17 protein-coding genes are annotated in these 16,585 nt (G+C 61.4%); 9 read left to right on the top strand and 8 right to left on the bottom strand.

Annotated features, from left to right (window positions below; translation table 11 throughout):
- Window positions 1–12: 12 nt before the first annotated feature.
- On the bottom strand, window positions 13–1,389 hold the full coding sequence (locus IG168_RS06840) for an MBL fold metallo-hydrolase (protein ID WP_193163211.1): 1,377 nt from the start codon (window positions 1,387–1,389) through the stop codon (window positions 13–15).
- A gap of 588 nt (window positions 1,390–1,977) precedes the next feature.
- Here IG168_RS06840 and IG168_RS06835 point away from each other — a divergent pair.
- Both IG168_RS06835 and IG168_RS06830 read left to right on the top strand, forming a co-directional pair.
- Window positions 1,978–2,352 carry a BlaI/MecI/CopY family transcriptional regulator gene (locus IG168_RS06835; protein WP_193163209.1) on the top strand — a complete coding sequence of 125 codons (375 nt, stop codon included), beginning with the start codon at window positions 1,978–1,980 and terminating at the stop codon, window positions 2,350–2,352.
- On the top strand, window positions 2,345–3,496 hold the full coding sequence (locus IG168_RS06830) for a M56 family metallopeptidase (protein ID WP_193163207.1): 1,152 nt from the start codon (window positions 2,345–2,347) through the stop codon (window positions 3,494–3,496). Before IG168_RS06835 ends, IG168_RS06830 begins: the two co-directional genes overlap by 8 nt.
- A gap of 61 nt (window positions 3,497–3,557) precedes the next feature.
- Here the strand turns inward: IG168_RS06830 and IG168_RS06825 are convergent, their stop codons facing one another.
- Complete coding sequence (locus IG168_RS06825; RefSeq protein ID WP_193163205.1) at window positions 3,558–4,787, bottom strand: glycosyltransferase; 1,230 nt, start codon at window positions 4,785–4,787, stop codon at window positions 3,558–3,560.
- Window positions 4,788–4,885: 98 nt separating this feature from the next.
- A complete protein-coding gene (locus IG168_RS06820; RefSeq protein WP_193163203.1) occupies window positions 4,886–5,764 on the bottom strand; it encodes a YicC/YloC family endoribonuclease in 879 nt (292 codons plus the stop codon).
- A gap of 111 nt (window positions 5,765–5,875) precedes the next feature.
- Here IG168_RS06820 and rph point away from each other — a divergent pair, with 111 nt between their 5' ends.
- On the top strand, window positions 5,876–6,595 hold the full coding sequence (gene rph / locus IG168_RS06815; RefSeq protein WP_193163201.1) for a ribonuclease PH: 720 nt from the start codon (window positions 5,876–5,878) through the stop codon (window positions 6,593–6,595).
- 43 nt (window positions 6,596–6,638) lie between these two features.
- Here the strand turns inward: rph and IG168_RS06810 are convergent, their stop codons facing one another.
- The gene (locus IG168_RS06810) at window positions 6,639–7,406 is read right to left on the bottom strand and encodes an exodeoxyribonuclease III (RefSeq protein ID WP_193163199.1); all 768 of its coding nucleotides are present in this window, start codon (window positions 7,404–7,406) and stop codon (window positions 6,639–6,641) included.
- Window positions 7,407–7,521: 115 nt separating this feature from the next.
- Here IG168_RS06810 and pyrE point away from each other — a divergent pair, with 115 nt between their 5' ends.
- On the top strand, window positions 7,522–8,175 hold the full coding sequence (gene pyrE, locus IG168_RS06805) for an orotate phosphoribosyltransferase (protein WP_193163197.1): 654 nt from the start codon (window positions 7,522–7,524) through the stop codon (window positions 8,173–8,175).
- A 61-nt stretch (window positions 8,176–8,236) separates the two neighbouring features.
- Window positions 8,237–8,854 (top strand): hypothetical protein, encoded by a 618-nt coding sequence (locus IG168_RS06800; RefSeq protein WP_193163195.1) that lies wholly within the window; start codon window positions 8,237–8,239, stop codon window positions 8,852–8,854.
- Between the two features lie 75 nt (window positions 8,855–8,929).
- Here IG168_RS06800 and slmA read toward each other — a convergent pair whose 3' ends face one another.
- From slmA to coaBC, 4 genes are all read right to left on the bottom strand, one after another.
- Complete coding sequence (gene slmA, locus IG168_RS06795; protein WP_193163193.1) at window positions 8,930–9,541, bottom strand: nucleoid occlusion factor SlmA; 612 nt, start codon at window positions 9,539–9,541, stop codon at window positions 8,930–8,932.
- A 145-nt stretch (window positions 9,542–9,686) separates the two neighbouring features.
- The gene (gene argB, locus IG168_RS06790) at window positions 9,687–10,589 is read right to left on the bottom strand and encodes an acetylglutamate kinase (protein WP_193163191.1); all 903 of its coding nucleotides are present in this window, start codon (window positions 10,587–10,589) and stop codon (window positions 9,687–9,689) included.
- Window positions 10,590–10,604: 15 nt separating this feature from the next.
- Window positions 10,605–12,959, bottom strand: a complete 2,355-nt coding sequence (locus IG168_RS06785) for a phosphomannomutase/phosphoglucomutase (RefSeq protein WP_193163189.1) — start codon at window positions 12,957–12,959, stop codon at window positions 10,605–10,607.
- A gap of 25 nt (window positions 12,960–12,984) precedes the next feature.
- Entirely contained in the window at window positions 12,985–14,196 is a 1,212-nt protein-coding gene (gene coaBC / locus IG168_RS06780) for a bifunctional phosphopantothenoylcysteine decarboxylase/phosphopantothenate--cysteine ligase CoaBC (RefSeq protein ID WP_193163187.1), read from the bottom strand.
- Window positions 14,197–14,314: 118 nt separating this feature from the next.
- On the opposite strand from coaBC, the gene radC reads away from it, so the two are divergent.
- The 4 genes from radC to mutM all read left to right on the top strand — a co-directional run bounded on the left by radC (window position 14,315) and on the right by mutM (window position 16,527).
- Window positions 14,315–14,989, top strand: a complete 675-nt coding sequence (gene radC, locus IG168_RS06775; protein WP_193163185.1) for a RadC family protein — start codon at window positions 14,315–14,317, stop codon at window positions 14,987–14,989.
- Window positions 14,990–15,212: 223 nt separating this feature from the next.
- A complete protein-coding gene (gene rpmB / locus IG168_RS06770) occupies window positions 15,213–15,449 on the top strand; it encodes a 50S ribosomal protein L28 (protein ID WP_193163183.1) in 237 nt (78 codons plus the stop codon).
- Between the two features lie 38 nt (window positions 15,450–15,487).
- A complete protein-coding gene (gene rpmG, locus IG168_RS06765) occupies window positions 15,488–15,643 on the top strand; it encodes a 50S ribosomal protein L33 (RefSeq protein WP_069946430.1) in 156 nt (51 codons plus the stop codon).
- Window positions 15,644–15,711: 68 nt separating this feature from the next.
- A complete protein-coding gene (gene mutM / locus IG168_RS06760; protein WP_193163181.1) occupies window positions 15,712–16,527 on the top strand; it encodes a bifunctional DNA-formamidopyrimidine glycosylase/DNA-(apurinic or apyrimidinic site) lyase in 816 nt (271 codons plus the stop codon).
- Window positions 16,528–16,585 lie beyond the last annotated feature (58 nt).

Raw genomic sequence — 16,585 nt, 5'->3', positions numbered from 1 at the left:
TGCGCCTCCCGGTCAGTTTGCCTCGATCACGTCGTTTCCCGCTGCTCGCCAGGCTCCCATGGAGCCGAGAAATACCTCCGCGTTTTCGAAACCGCTACGACGCAGTATGGAGGCCGCTATGGTCGCGCGTGCACCGCTGGCGCACATCACGGTATAGGTGATTTCCTTGGAAAGCGTTCGCAAGTGTTCCGGCAGGTGCCCGACATAAATGGCCTTGGCTCCGGGGACGATCCCCTCATCGACTTCATTCTTGCCGCGCACATCCAGCAGCTGCCAGCCTTCCTCCCCGCTTTCCACGCGCGATTTCACCCTGCTGACGTCTACCACGGGTACGCTGGCAAACGGCCGCGCGGCGGCAGCCCAGCCCGGAAGAGCGGTGTTCAGAAACCCCCGGACCCGGTCGAAACCGATGCGGGCGAGATGACGGGCGGCCTCCTGTGCCTGCGCGCTGCTGTCCGCAATCAGGACAATGTCATCGTCGGCGCGCAAAAACCAGCCCGCGAACGCGGGAATCATGTCGCAGGGAAGTGCCAGGCTGCCAGGCAGATGCGAGCCGAGGTAGGCAGTGACTCCGCGCACGTCGACCATCACCGCGCTTTCGCTCAACCTCTCCAGGTCGTCGGGGCCGAGTGCGGCAGGTGTCACCAGCCGGGCCGCCGGGGCGCCTCCACTGAGATTGAGCTGTTCCATGTTGCGGAAATACGGCGGCTGCTCGTGGTGTTCGGCCAGTTTTTTCGCAATGAACTCCTTGCGCTCCTCGATCTGTAACATCGGGTTGTTTTCCCGCTCGTAACCGAGTGTGGAAAAATCGCGATCGGCCATGTTGTCGCCACACACCGAGCCAGCGCCGTGTGCGGGATGGAGGATGGCCTGGTCGCCCAGTGAGAGAATTTTCCTCAAGCTGTCATAGAGCAGTCCGGCAACTTCTTCTGCGCGGTCGGGGTAAAAGTCCGTGCGCCCCACATCGCCCACAAACAGCGCGTCGCCGGTGAAAACGCCGACCGCCTGCTTACCGAAGTTCTGGTCATAAATCGCATAGGAAAGACTGTCATCGGTATGGCCGGGTGTTTCCAGAACTTTCAGTAACATCGAACCGAAGGTGAACTGGTCGCCCTCGCGCACGGTATCCGCGTAAGTGACCTCGTCAGCGGGGTTGGGGCCGTGATGCACGGGAGCGCCGGTCAATCCGGCGAGGATGGGTGCACCGGATATCAGGTCTTCGTTACGGTGGGTTTCAAAAATATGTGTAATCCGGCAACCGCGCTCGCGAGCCTTCTCCGCGTAGATCTCGCAGTCCCGACGCGGGTCGATCACGGCAGCTTCACTGCCGTCGCCGATCAGGTAGGAAATCTGCGCCAGGCCCGGCGACTTGATGGATTCCACAAACATCGCATCTCCTAAATTTCGCAAGACTATGTAAATGGGGGAAGCGTTGTTCGCATCCTGTGTAAATTCACTGAGGGTAGCCTGGCGGCGCTTCAACCCCTTCCGCGTGGATTTTTCCGACAGTTCGTTGGCTTGGCCTGCTTTACCGCCCACGAAAAGAGTGCTGTGCCTTCACGAAGTGTAGGGGCGGACGAATAGCTGCGCACAGCCTGTCGGTCTGTCTCCGATCGTTTTTGACGGAAAGGTGACGTTGCCTCCGCGACTGCGAATACACGGCTAACAACCGAAGCTGTCTGGCGGGATTCGCCTTTTTTGAACGGTTGCATTGCTGCATCGAAAAATCCACTCGCCAGTCGATGGGGCCGGGTCTGGCGTCGACACTTGAACCTCGATAACAGGTGCTTCAGGTCAATCCATCCCCCCGCCCGAGAAGGGCGCTGTAAACATCTTTTCAGTGAGTAAGCGATCCGCATACTGAGTGTTGCTAACCCAACTGCCGTGAGAGCCCTTCCGGCAGTTTTATCTTTTTTATTTGACAAGTTTGATTACAGGTGTAATCTGTAAATATTACACTTGTAATCGGAGGCTGGGATGATTGAGGTAAGCGATAGAGAATTTGAAGTGCTGGAGGCAATTTGGGAAGGCGCGCCAGTCACTGCCAATGAGGTGGTCAGCCGCCTGAATAAAAAAAGCGCATGGCACGATAAGACTGTCAAAACCCTGCTTGGCCGCTTAGTGAAGAAGGGCGCGATTACCTTTCAACGCGAGGGACGGAGTTATCTCTACTCCCCCTGTCTTGCCCGAGAAGAATATGTGCAAAAGCAAAGCGCGGGGCTGGTGGAGCGACTGTTCGACGGAAAAATTGGTGACTTTGTGGCGGGGTTTGCCACCACCAAGAAGCTGAAACACAGCGACATCAAAGAGCTCAAGGCCTTTATCGACAAGTGGGAAAAAGAAAATGACTGAATACCTGCTTCTCGCGCACTGGATGACGACCGGTTTTCTACTTCTCATGTGTTGCGTCGAGGTATTCGCACACCGCTGGACCGGCTATCGCTTTGTCTACGGTCTATACGCGGGACTCCCCTTACTGGTGTGTTTCACATTTTTTCTTCAAACGAATGCCTCTTCGATTCACCTCCCTGAGGTCATGGCTTCCTTGTCGGTGCGCAACAATGTGCCGGTAGCGGTCTCCAGCCATGTGAATACTCTGCAGTGGGTGTGGTTTGTGGGAGCCGCCATATTTCTTGCAGGTCTGGTTCGTCAATGGATGACGCTGAATCGGCTGTCAGGCGAAAAAATACCACTTGGCTCCATGGAAGCGCTGATTTCAAAAGAGGTCAGCAGTCCGTGCCTGAAGGGCATCTTTCGTCCGGTCATCCTCCTTCCAAGCAACTACCAAGAGAAATTTACGGAAAACCAACTAGCGTTAATCGTCGCGCATGAAAAGGTGCATGCCCGACGGATGGACAACCTCTGGAATATCGTTGCGCTTGGGATGCGGGCAGTATTCTGGTTTAACCCCTTCGTCTGGTTTGCGTATCACCGCTTTCGCCTGCTCCAGGAGCTTTCCTGTGATGAAGCCGTATTGGCCGGACAACCGCCGGCGGTACCACTGGCCTACGCCAAGGCACTGTTGACGGCATCGGAGTTTCCCCTCGCTAAGCAACCACTATGTACACACTACGGAGATAAGAAAATGATGCTTAAAAGGATGAATTGCATTAAATCTGCTGGTTTGATTTCAAGGGGTGCTCAATGGCTGGCGCTGTGCGTGATGCTCGCAGTCAGTGGTTCTATCAGTGCTATCGCGGCAACCGGTGCACCTTCGGAAGGCACGGATCCGATGCGCAAGACGACGGTACCGCCGAAGTACCCGAGCACCGCCATGGAGGCAAAAGAGGAAGCGGAATTGATATTGGAATTCAATGTCGACGCCAACGATGGACATCCGTTTGATATCCGGGTCGTCGATAACACGGCGAAAGAAGAGTACCGGGCGGGCTTTGACAAGGCCGCAATTGATTCGGTGAAGCAGTGGCGATATGAGCCCAGCGGCAGGGTGCGATACAACGTGCGTGCCAAGATCAGTTTCAAACTGGCAAGGTAGGCTTAAGTCAGATGGGAAGGTAAGGGACAGTTAGGAGGCGAGCAGATTGTTTAACTCGATATCAAGTATCTGCTCGCTTGTTCTTTTCTTCAATCCAGCGACTCATGAACTCCTCGGCACGGTGCTCGGTGCGCCGGAGAATGCGTCCCCAGATATTGCGGTTGCGATGTGCGTCCAGGTTTGCGGCGATGGTTTCGAGCCGTTGGATAAACGCCGCGGCGTGGTCGCTGTAGCGAAACCCGCTTTCAAGCGCGCGGGTACCCGCATCGCGCACCGCGAGCCAGTCAGTTTTATTTTGATAGAGCTGTGCCGTGGTCGCCGCAAACCGGTCCGGCGCGTCGCTCAGGGCATAACCCCATGCATCTTGGGGAGCCATGGACTCGGCGCCGATGGGCGTCGTGAGTGTGGGTGTGCCGCTGAGCCAGCCGTCCAGTATCTTGCCCTTTTGCCCGGCGCCAAAGCGCAGCGGTGCCAGGTTCAGTCGGTAGCGCGCCAGTGTGGCCAGCGCATCCTCGGTACGGCCATGCACCCGCAGTCCCGTCGCCGGGTCACTGAGGCGATGCATCGCGTGATCTGAGTAGGCGCCGTACACGTGGCATTCCACACCGGGCAGCAGTGAATGCAGCTGCGGCCAGACTTCCCTGGCAAACCAGGTGGTGGCATCGCGGTTGGGCGCGTGCTTGAAGCCGCCGATCATGACCAGGTGCTCGCGCTCGTCGAAGCCCGGCAGCGTCGCAGGGTCGGGCAATTCCCGCACCAGAAATGGCAGGTAGTGCAGTTGCCAGTCGGGCAGGCAAAAGTGCTGCTTGAGCAGCTCCACCTCCACCTGCGAGATCATCACGGCGAGATCGCAGCGCGCCATGGCTGCTACCTCGCGCTCGGCGATGGGGTGAAACAGGTTTAGCGGCTCACCGCTCTTGAGCGCCTGGTGGCGCGCCTCGCGCAGGCTGTGGAAATCGCTGGTATCGAGCAGCGTGAGCGCTTGCGGGCACTGCTCCCTCACCCGCCAGCCGAACTGCTCCTCCATCATGAAGCGATCGTAGATCACCAGTGTAGGATTCAATGCGCGTACCCAGCGATCAAAGCTGGCGTCGTTGACCGCCACCGGGTGCTCGCCATAGCCGGTTTTGGCCTGAAAGGGCGTCGGCTGGGCCGGGCTGGCGATTTCCACCTGATAGCCCGCCTCCGCGAGCAGGTCGAGAATGTCCAGTGTGCGTCGACCGGCGGCCGTGGAGGTGGGTTCGGGCCAGTGCTTGGCGATCAGCAGCGCCCGTTTGGTGGGCGCGCTCATGATCTGGCCGCGGAATTCATAAGACGCAATGCCGGAACGGTTTTATCGGCCATCGAGGGAGAAGAATGTGTGACCGGCGTGTACAGATACATCGCGGGCTACTCGATATTCTGCACCTGCTCCCGCATCTGTTCGATCAACACCTTCAACTCAACGGCTGCCTGGGTGGTATCCGTCACCACGGATTTTGACGAGAGTGTATTGGCCTCGCGGTTGAATTCCTGCATCAGGAAGTCGAGGCGACGGCCGATGGCGCCGCCGCCGGCGAGGACGCGGCGGGTCTCGGAGACATGGGCGTCGAGGCGGTCGAGCTCCTCGTCCACGTCCGCCTTCTGGGCGAGCAGCACAATTTCCTGTTCCAGCCGGTCACGGTCGAGGTCGGCGAGCAGGTCATCGAGGCGCGCGCGGAGTTTTTCCCGCTGCGCCTGGAGAATCTGTGGCAGCAGTTCGCGCACCGAGGCAACCTGCTGCTCGATCTGGTCGAGACGCGCCTCGATGAATTTGCGCAACTCGGCGCCCTCGCGCTCACGGTTGGCGCTGAGCTGGCTGAGCGCTTCGCCAAATGCGTGCAGAATGGCGCGGGCCTGTTCCTCGGCGTCGGTCTGCTGCTCGGCGATCACGCCGGGCCACTGCAGTACCTGCAGCGGATTGACCGGTGCCGGCTGGGAAATCTGCGCGGATACCCGGTCGGCGGCGCCGACCAGCGCGCGCACCAGGTCCTCGTCCACCTCGATCGAGGTTTCCACGCCGGCGTTGGATTTCAGGTTGAGGCTCAATTCAAGCTTGCCGCGGGACAGCTGTTTGCGCAGCGCTTCGCGCAATTGGGTTTCCAGCGCGCGCGCCGTTTCGGGCAGGCGAAAGTGCGGTTCCAGGTAGCGGTGGTTGACCGAGCGCAGCTCCCAGATGGCGGTACCGGTGGCATAGGATGCCTCGGCGCGCCCGAAGGCGGTCATACTGCGCACACTTTTGCTGGCCATGATTATTCCCCTACAGGCTTCGGAATTGGCCGGGCATCATAGCACGTGCCTGCGGCACGGTAGTGGCCAGGTATATAATGCAGAGCTTTGAACGAAAATCTGAGGTGAAACATGCAGCGTCCCAGTGGCCGCAAGCCCGAACAGTTGCGCTCCGTGCGACTAACCCGCCAATTTACCCGACACGCCGAAGGCTCTGTGCTGGTTGAGTTTGGCGATACCAAGGTGCTGTGCAACGCATCGGTGGCGACCGAAGTACCGCGTTTCCTGCGCGGCCAGGGCAGCGGCTGGATCACGGCGGAATACGGCATGCTGCCGCGCTCTACCGGATCGCGTATGGCGCGCGAGGCGGCGCGCGGCAAACAGGGCGGGCGCACCGTGGAAATCCAGCGCCTGATCGGCCGCTCCCTGCGCGCGGCGGTGGACCTGACGCTGCTGGGCGAGCACCAGATCACCATCGACTGCGATGTGATCCAGGCCGATGGCGGTACCCGTACCGCGGCAATCACCGGTGCCTGCGTCGCATTGGTCGATGCGCTGCGCTACATGCAGCGGGAAAAGATGATCGCCACCGATCCGCTGAAAAACATGGTCGCGGCGGTATCCGTCGGCATCTTTGAGGGAGAGGCGGTGCTGGATCTGGACTATCCGGAGGACAGTCGCGCCGATACCGATATGAACCTGGTGATGGCGGAAGATGGCGGCATGATCGAGGTACAGGGCACCGCCGAGGGCGCGCCTTTTACCGAGAACCAGTTCGCCGAGATGCTGGCCCTCGGCAAGGCAGGTATTGCCGAGCTGGTGGCCCTGCAGAAAAAGGCCCTGGCGGAATAAGTGGAAAAGCCGCAGCCGGCATAGCGCCGGTTGCGGGCATTGGTCAGACTTCCAGGTCGTAATCCATGATCAGCGGCAGGTGGCTAGAGAAGTCCACATTCTTGTTGATGGCGCCGTACTCGATGCGGTTTTTCAGCGAGTGCGAAACGATTTGCATGTCGGTGCGCCAGCCGTCGCCCTCCCCCACCCTGCCGTTCGGCCACCAGGTGAACTCGTCTGCGTCTTTCACCACCTTGCGGAAGGCATCGACGTAGCCGATCTCGTTGAACAGCTGATCCAGCCAGCGTTGTTCGTGGCGCATGAAGCCCGGTGTGTCCTGGTGATCCTGCCAGTTCTGCACGTCGGCGCGGCGGTGGGCCATGCCCCAGTTGCCGCAGAAGATAAAGTCGCGACGCTTGCGGCTGATCTTGTGCAGGTGCGCCTGCATGTCGTCAAAAAACTGGACTTTCTTTTCCAGCGAGGGTTCGTCAGTGGCCGCCGGTGCCAGCAGCGAGCCGACGCTCAGGCGCTCGAAATCGGCCTGCAGATAGCGGCCATACATGTCCTCGCCGTTGGCAAAACCCATGCCGAAGATGATGGCCTTGGGCTGGCTGCGGGTATAGATGGCCACGCCGTTCTCGTGGGGCGTACCCGAATCGAAGAAGTAGCTGTAGTAGCCGTCCGGATGAAAGATCGGGTGATCCAGTTCTGGCTCCAGCGAGCGCAGATCCTGCAGACAGATGATATCCGCGTCCTGGTCCGCCAACCAATCGTAGAGGCCGCGCTGAGCTGCCTGATGAATGCCGTCTACCGACAGACTCACTATTCGCATTATTAGCCCCTTACCAGCGGACTGTGTATCATTAGTAACATTATGTGCATGCCTCTCCCCAAAGGTTCCCGCGGGGAGGACTCCCTTCACCTTAGCCAATAGTTAACAAATTTCCATGCAGCAGTATCAGCGCGATTTTATCCAACTGGCCCTGAATCATCAGGTGCTGTGTTTTGGTGAGTTCACCCTGAAATCCGGCCGCCAGAGCCCCTATTTTTTCAATGCCGGCCGCTTCCACACCGGCGCCGCGCTGGCGGCGCTGGGACAGGCCTATGCCGAGGCGATACTCGCGTCGGGAGTGGAGTTTGATGTCATTTTCGGGCCGGCCTATAAGGGTATACCGCTGGGCGCGGTGACCGCCGTGGCGCTGGCGCAGAAAGGAGTCGATAAGCCCTTCTGCTATAACCGCAAAGAGGCCAAGGATCACGGCGAAGGCGGAACCTTAGTGGGTGCGCCGCTTAATGGCAAGGTTTTGATTATTGACGATGTCATTACCGCCGGTACCGCGGTGCGCGAAGTGATGCAGATCATCGAACAACACGGGGCTGCTGCAGCGGGTGTCGTCATCGGCCTGAACCGCCAAGAGAAAGCTGGTGAGGACTGTGAACTCTCCGCTATTCAGAAGGTGGAACAGCAGTACAATATTCCGGTAATCAGTATTGTGCAGCTGGATAATATAATCAGCTATCTTCAGGAGGAGTCGCAGGACAGCGAAACCCTGACAAAAATTGTGGAATACCGGCAGCGCTACGGCGTCTCCGATCAGTAATACCCGCCTGCCGGGGGGAGAACTGCGGCCGGCCCGACCAACCAATTTAGCGAGATGCGCGATGAAAATCGCACCAGCAACAACATCGATACTTCTGGCGACGGCACTGTTGACGGCCAGCGCCGGCAATAGTGTGCACGCCGCCCAGGCCAATGCCGGGGACAAGGTTCTGTACCGCTACACCAACGAGCACGGCGTACAGGTACTGGACGATAAGGTGCCGCCGCGCTATGTGGCCGGTGGCTACGAAGTGCTGACCATTGGTGGCCGTGTGCTGGAAGTCGTGCCGCCGCAATTGACCGGTGCCGAACTGGAGGCGAAGAAGCGCCGCGAGGCCCAGCAGGAGGCAGATAGCGAGTTGCTCAAGCGCTATAACAGCGTTGCCGATATCGAGAGTGCGCGGTCGCGCAAGCTGGCCATCGTCGAGCAGGACATCGCCATCATGCGCTCCAATATCGCCAGCCTCGGCAAACAGATCGAACAGGAAGAGACATCCGCCGCACGCACCCAGCGCAATGGTGGCAAGGTGGCACCGGAGCTGATGAAGCGCATCGATAGCCTGCGCGAAGAGGTGGGTGTGCTGCGCGAGCGCCTGGCGCGGCGCGAGCAGGAGGAGCAACAGCTCAACAAGGAATTTGATCGCGCTGCGACGCGCTATGCGGAAATCGCCGGCAACTGATCGGCCCGACAGGCCGCGAGCCACATCTGCCTGAGGGGGCGTTCAGCCCCGCCTGCCTTAAACCGGCACCGCCGGTTACTTGAGCGCTGCCAGCGCCGTCTCCCGGAAAAATCCCGCCACCAGCACTGGCCACTGCTCGGCCCAGTATTCGGTGGGTTTGCGTTTGAAGCCACTGCGCACGTACTGCACGATGCGGCCCTCGGCGCTCGCCAGCAACAGGTTGGCGGCGCCACCCAGCGGGATGGCCGGACGCAGCTGCTCGCGCAGTTCCGCCTCGCGCAGAATCTGTTTGAGCTGGGTTTCCAGACGATCAAAAAACTGCAGGATGCGTCCGTGCAGGCGCTCGGTCTCGCCGGTCAGGGCATCGCCGGTCAGCAGGCGGGTAATGCCCGGGTTGCGCTCGCAAAAGGCCAGCAGCAGGTGCAGGATTTTCTGGCAGCGCCCCAGTGCCGTGGGCTCGTCCTGCAGGATCAGGGACACGCGGCTGAAGATGGTGTCCTCGATAAACTCGATCAATCCCTCGAACATTTTCGACTTGCTGGGGAAGTGGCGATACAGCGCCGCCTCGGAAAAACCCACTTCCTTGGCCAGGGCCGCGGTGGTGATGCGGGCGCCGGGGCTGGCCTCCAGCATATGTGCCAGGGCCTGCAGTATCTGTTGACGCCGATTGATCTTTTCGCTGCTCATTGAGTGCCTTTCAGCCGGCCTGCCGCCGGGTGTCGATTTTGTTGTTGTTGCCGTGCGCTCTGCTGCCTGCGGCGGCGGAATCCTAACGATTCGCCGGCCTCGCTTCAATTGCTATCCGGCGAATGGGCCACTGCTGCCGCCGGAATCAGGCGCCGTTATTGGTGATCAGGGTGCCGACGCCGGTATCGGTGAAGATTTCCAGCAGTACCGCGTGGGGCACCCGCCCGTCGATGATGTGTGCGGAGTTCACCCCGGCTTTTACGGCGTCCAGGGCGCAGGCAATTTTTGGTAGCATGCCGCCATAGATGGTGCCATCGGCGATCAGGCCGTCCACCTGCAGGGTGGTGAGGCCGGTCAAGACCTCGCCATCCTTGTCCTGCAGCCCCGCCACATTGGTCAGCAGCATCAGCTTCTCCGCCTTCAGGTACTCGGCGATTTTGCCGGCAACCAGATCGGCGTTGATATTGTACGAGGCGCCGTCCTTGCCGACGCCGATGGGCGCGATGACCGGAATAAAGTCACTGTGGATCAGCATATCGATCACATCGGTGTTGACGCTCTCCACTTCGCCGACATGGCCGATATCGATGATCTCGGACGCGTGCAGACCGGCAGTCTCGTTCTGCATCTTGAGTTTCTTCGCCTTGATCAGCAGCCCGTCCTTGCCGGTCACGCCCACAGCGCGGCCGCCATTTTTGTTGATCAGGTTGACGATCTGCTTGTTCACGGTGCCGCCGAGGACCATTTCCACCACGTCCATGGTCTCGCTGTCGGTCACGCGCATGCCGTCGACAAAGCGGGATTCGATACTCAGCTTTTTCAGCAGCTCGCCGATCTGCGGGCCACCGCCGTGCACCACTACCGGGTTCATGCCCACCAGTTTCATCAGGATGATGTCGCGGGCAAAGCTGTTCTGCAGCGCCTCGTCCACCATGGCATTGCCACCGAACTTGACCACCACGGTCTTGCCGGTAAAGCGCTGGATATAGGGCAGCGCTTCGTTGAGTACCTGGGCGACGCGCAGCGCCGACTTGCTATCGAGTGACATTACATTCCGTTCCTTTTACACAAGCTTCCAGTCCGGCACCGCGAGTTTGGGATCGACGGCTTTCAGCTGCGCCATGATCTGCTGGCGGATGCGCTCGAGGGCCTCTTCGGTTTCCGCCTCGAAGCGCAGCGTCAGCGCAGCACCGGTATTGGAGGCGCGCACCAGACCCCAGCCGTCGGCGTATTCGATGCGCAGGCCGTCGGTGGTATTGATATCGGCTTCGCCGAAGTCGCCCTGCTCCTGCAGCTGCTGGACGATGGCAAACTTCTCCTGTTCGTCGACCGGCACCAGGACTTCCGGCGTGCTCGCCAGTTGCGGCAGCGAGTCCAGCAGTTCGTCCAGGCTCTGTTCGCGCAGCGCCATGATTTCCAGAACTCGCGCGGCGGCGTAGATGCCATCGTCAAAGCCGAACCAGCGGTCCTTGATAAAGATGTGCCCGGAGAGCTCGCCGCCGAGGATGGCACCGCTTTCGAGCATCTTGGTCTTCATCGGCGCGTGACCAGTCTTGCCCATGATCGGGCGGCCGCCGTACTGGTTGACCAGCTGGGCCACCGCGCGGCTGCTCTTCACATCGAAAACGATATTCTCGCCCGGGTTGCGCGCGAGGATGTCCCGGGCCAGCAGCATCAACAGCTGGTCGGCCCAGGCAATGCGGCCGGAGGCGGAAATCAGCGTGACGCGGTCGCCGTCGCCATCGAGGGCCACGCCCAGGTCGGCGCCGGTCTCGGTGACCCTCGCAATCAGCGCCTCGAGATTTTCCGGGCGCGACGGATCCGGTGGGTGATTGGGGAAGTTGCCGTCGATCTCGCAGAACAGCGGCGTCACCGCGCAGCCCAGCTGCTCGAACAGCCGCGGCGCCAGTACCGAGGTGGCGCCGTTACCGGCGTCGACCACCAGGTTCGGCTGTCCCGCCAGGGCGACGTCGTTGAAGATCTCGTCGATATAGTTCTCGGTAATGTCCTGCTCGCGGTTGCTGCCCTTGCCGCTCTTGAAGGGACCCTTCTGCATCAGCTGGTGCAGGCGTTCGAGTTTGTCCCCGGCCAGAGAGCGACCCTTCATGACGATCTTGAAACCGTTGTATTCGGCGGGGTTGTGGCTGGCGGTCACCATGATGCCGCTGCTGGTGTTCTTGCCCTTGGCGCAGGCGTAGTAGAGCAGCGGCGAGGGGACCAGGCCCAGGTTTACGCTGTGGCAGCCGCTGTCGAGAATCCCCTCCACCAGGCAGTTTGCCAGCAGTTCGCTGCTGTTGCGGCCGTCGCGACCCACCAGCAGGACTTCCTCCCCGGCGTGTTGCGCGAGGCTGCCGAGTGCGCGCCCCAGCTGGTAGGCGAAGGGCTCATTGATTTCCTGACCGGCAATGCCGCGGATATCGTAGGCGCGGAATACATGTGCGGGGAAATCGGTACCGGCCTCCAGTTCAGACTTTTCCGGAACCTCTGACTGCGCTGCAGCGCCGGTTCGGGAGCCACCGGCGGTCGGCGCCGCCGCTGCAGTCAGCGGCACGGTTTCCGCCTGGCCCGGTTTCAGCAGGGGATAGTCGGAACTGCCGCGGGATTTCTTGCCCCGGTCGCGACGCTCCCAGGGTGCCAGCGTATCGCGGGGCATGAACCGCAGCAGCAACAACAGGGAAAGGACCAGGCCGATACCGCCGCCAATCCAGCACCAGCTGGCACTGATACCGTGCTGCTGCACGAAGGGCTGCCCGGCGTGGAACGCGACGCTCAAGTGGCTGCCGGCCACGTCTGCGCGACGCAGCGCAGCGGTGCCTGTGCCGGACTTCCACAGCGTCTGCGCTGGGCCATCGGCAAATTTCTGTATCAGCTTCACTTCCCCATCGCCGCTGTCCAGCGGGTGCAGGTTGCCGGCGAAGGCATCAAACGGCTGGCTGACCAACAGTACACCCTGTTTCAGGGCCACGACATTGTGCAACTGCCACCGGTTGTCGACGCCGGTGCGCAGGAATTCCACCGGCTGGGTCTTTTCCTCGCTGCGCTTGAGCAGGTCCACAAGGGCGAAATTCAGCGCCGGAGCAGTACCGGCCCCGACCCGCACGTCCTGGCGGGCAAAATACTGGGCGGATGCCTGCGCCGGCAGCGTTTGTGCGCCGGGTAAGCTCGCCGGGTTGAATTCGCCCTCGGCCAGCTGGTGCAGCTTCTGCTCGCGGTGCTGGAACAGTGTGTTCAGTTGCGCGGCGTACTGCTCCGCCCGCTGTTGCGCGGCTGTTTCGATCTGCGCGGCGCTGCGCGGATCGATGACATTGCGTTCGAGCAGGTAGGTGCCGCCCAGCCAGGCGACAGCGGCCAGTGCTGCGGGGAGCAGCAGGCCGCTGTGAATCAGGGGTAATTGATCTTTGTCTTTGCGTGAAGCCACGGAAAATTTCCAGTAACGCGTCTTGTTATTGTGTCAGCGCCCGTTCGGCGATGAGGTTTATCAGTTGTTCTGCCAGCTCGGTTTTCAAAGCGGGCGGCAGGCTGGTGCTGCCATTGGCGTCAATGACGGTGACGGTATTGCGGTCGCTGTTGAAGCCGCTGTCGGCGGCGGTTACGTCGTTGGCAATAATCAGGTCGAGCTTCTTGCGCGCGAGTTTGGCTTGCGCGTGTTCGACGACCTTTTCCGTCTCCGCGGCAAATCCGACGGTAAATGGCCGCCGCTGCGATCGCCCGGCGATGCCGGCGACGATATCCGGATTCTTGACCAGGGCCAGCGAGTCGCGCTCGCTGTCGTCCTTTTTCTTGATCTTCTGCGCCGAGACCTCCGCCGGGCGAAAATCTGCCACCGCGGCTGCGCCGATAAAAATGTCGCACAGGTCGGCGGCGCGCTCCGCCGCATCGCGCATGTCCAGCGCACCGGTCACATCAATGCGCTTCACGCCGGGCGGCGTAGCGAGCTGGACCGGCCCTGCAATCAGGGTTACTTCAGCACCGGCGCGCTGGGCGGCGGTAGCCAGGGCAAAGCCCATTTTGCCGGAACTGTGATTGCTGAGATAGCGCACCGGGTCCAGTGCCTCGCGGGTCGGACCGGCGGTGATGGTCACTTTCTTGCCAGCCAGCGACCGCTGCGGCCGGAACAGGGATTCGACCTCGGCGACCAGGGCGTCGGGTTCGAGCATGCGTCCCGGGCCGACGTCGCCGCAGGCCTGGCTGCCGGCTGCCGGGCCCCAGAAAAGGACACCGCGTTCGACCAGTGTCTTCGCGTTGGCGGCGGTGGCGGCGTTGCGCCACATCGCCTGGTTCATCGCCGGCGCCACGGCCAGCGGTGCCTCGCTGGCGAGACACAGGGTGGTCAGCAGGTCGTCGGCCATGCCGCAGGCGAGCTTGGCCAGCACCTGCGCGCTGGCCGGGGCGATCAGGATCAGCTCGGCCCATTTGGCCAGCTCGATATGCCCCATGGCCGCCTCGGCGGCCGGATCCAGCAGGTCGGTGTGGACAGGGTTGCCGGACAGCGCCTGGTAAGTCAGCGGTTGCACGAACTCCCGCGCGCCGGCCGTCATCACCACGCGCACGTCGGCGTCGCGCTCTTTCAGGCGGCGCACCAGGTCGGCACTCTTGTAGGCGGCGATGCCACCGCTGATGCCGAGCAGTATGCGTTTCTGGGCCAGGGAAGACATAGGTGCTGTATCCGAAACAGTGTTTCCAAAATAGGGCGAGCAGGTAAGATTAGCATTTCTGCGCCTGTTCATATAAGGCAAAGCGCCGCGGGCAGCGGCAAAAGCTCAGGGAGGAGCTATGGCAATCACGGACTGGCCGGCGGCGGAGCGCCCGCGGGAGAAACTACTGGAGCGGGGCGCGGCTGCGCTCTCCGATGCCGAGCTGCTGGCGATCTTCCTGCGGGTGGGGCTGCCCGGGGTCTCCGCCGTGGATCTGGCGCGCCAGTTGCTGGCCGAGTTCGGCGGCCTGCGGCCGCTGCTGGAGGCGGAGCGGCGGGAGTTCTGCCGCGCCAAGGGCCTCGGCGACGCCAAGTTCGTGCAGCTGCAGGCGGTGCTGGAAATGGCGCGGCGCCACCTGGCGGAGACGCTTGCCCGCAGCGACGCCCTGTGCAGCCCCGGCGCGGTGCGCAGCTTTCTCGCCGCCCAGCTGCGCCACCGGCGGCGCGAGGTCTTTTGCTGCCTCTATCTGGACAGCCAGCACCGGGTGATCGCCTTCGAGGAACTGTTCGAGGGCACCCTCAACGCGGCCAGCGTCTACCCCCGCGAGGTGGTGCAGGCGGCGCTGCAGAAGAACGCTGCGGCGGTGATCCTGGCCCATAACCACCCTTCCGGAGTCAGCGAACCCAGCCAGGCGGATATCTGGATTACCGAGCGACTGAGCCAGGCACTGGCGCTGGTGGATATCAAGGTACTCGACCATATGATCGTGGGCGAAGGGGAGGCGCTGTCGTTCGCCGAACAGGGGCTCCTGTAGCGGCGAGGGCCGGAAGGGCTAAAAAGGGTCATTTTGCTGTACAAAACTTGCTCCCCCCGACCTGTTCTGGTATAAAACGCCGCTCTTTGCGGCCGGGCCAGATTCTGAACAGTTTCCGCCGCCGCCCAGGAACCGGATTAGAATCCCGAATTGATGTTCCCGCACTCCCCTCAGCTATGGTCGGGGTCAGGCGGGCACGCTAGAGTTTTGAAGAGGCCAACAGATGTCCAAGGTATGTCAGGTTACCGGTAAGCGCCCGGTCACCGGTAACAATGTATCCCACGCTAAGAACCGCACCAAGCGTCGCTTCGTGCCCAACCTGCACAGCCACCGCTTTTGGGTAGAGTCCGAGAAGCGCTTTGTGAAGCTGCGCGTCTCCGCCAAAGGTATGCGCGTTATCGATAAGCGCGGTATCGATACCGTACTGAGCGAGCTGCGCGCCCGCGGCGAAAAAGTGTAACTGGCGGTAAGCCCAGCTAAGAGATCGGAGACAAAACAATGCGTGACAAGATTCGTCTGAATTCCAGTGCCGGCACTGGCCACTTCTACACCACCACCAAGAACAAGCGCAACATGCCGGAAAAAATGGAGATCAAAAAGTACGATCCCGTTGTTCGCAAGCATGTGATGTACAAGGAAGGCAAAATCAAGTAATTGATTGACCCTACCGAAAAAAGCCCGGCCAGGCCGGGTTTTTTTACGCCCGGAGAAAATGCACTGGTATGCCCGAACTACCGGAAGTAGAAACCACCCGCCGCGGCCTCGCCCCCCACCTGGAGGGGCGCGTGGTGCGCTCGGCTGCGGTACGCCAGCGCCGCCTGCGCTGGCCGGTGGACCCGGATTTCGAGCGGCGCATCGCCGGCGCCCGGATCCTGTGCCTGGAGCGCCGCGCCAAGTACCTGCTGGTGCACACCGACCGCGGCTGCGCCATCTGGCACCTGGGCATGTCCGGCAGCCTGCGTATGGTGCCGGCGTCGGAGCCACTGAAAAAACACGACCACATAGACTGGGTACTCGACAGCGGCCTGGTGCTGCGCTACCACGACCCGCGCCGATTCGGCGCCCTGCTGTGGACCGACGAGGACCCGGTTGCCCACGATCTGCTCGCACACCTGGGCCCGGAACCGCTGTCGGACGATTTTGACGGCGACTACCTGTTCACGGGTTCCCGCGGACGGCGCCAGTCGGTGAAGACCTTTATCATGGACGGCCGCATCGTCGTCGGAGTCGGCAACATCTACGCCAGTGAGTCGCTGTTTCTCGCCGGCATCCGTCCGGACCGGGAGGCCGGTTCCATTTCCCGCGCCCGCTACCAGCGCCTCGCCGCGGCGATCAAGGAAGTACTCGCCCGCGCCATCGAGCAGGGCGGCACGACACTGCGCGACTTTATCGGCGGTGACGGCAAGCCCGGCTACTTCGCCCAGCAGCTCAACGTCTACGGCCGTGCCGGCCAGCCCTGCCCCGCCTGCGGCCGCCCGGTCCGCGATATCGTGTTGGGGCAGCGCAACACTTTCTTCTGTAACCGCTGCCAGCGCTGAAACCGGGGCACAAAAAATGCGGATACCCGGGCCCCACCCGGGTTGTCGAATTCCAGAC

The sequence above is a fragment of the Microbulbifer hainanensis genome (genome assembly GCF_014904735.1).
Lineage (GTDB): Bacteria > Pseudomonadota > Gammaproteobacteria > Pseudomonadales > Cellvibrionaceae > Microbulbifer > Microbulbifer hainanensis.
Note: the sequence above shows the minus strand (reverse complement) of the source record. Positions and strands in the feature narration are given on the sequence as shown.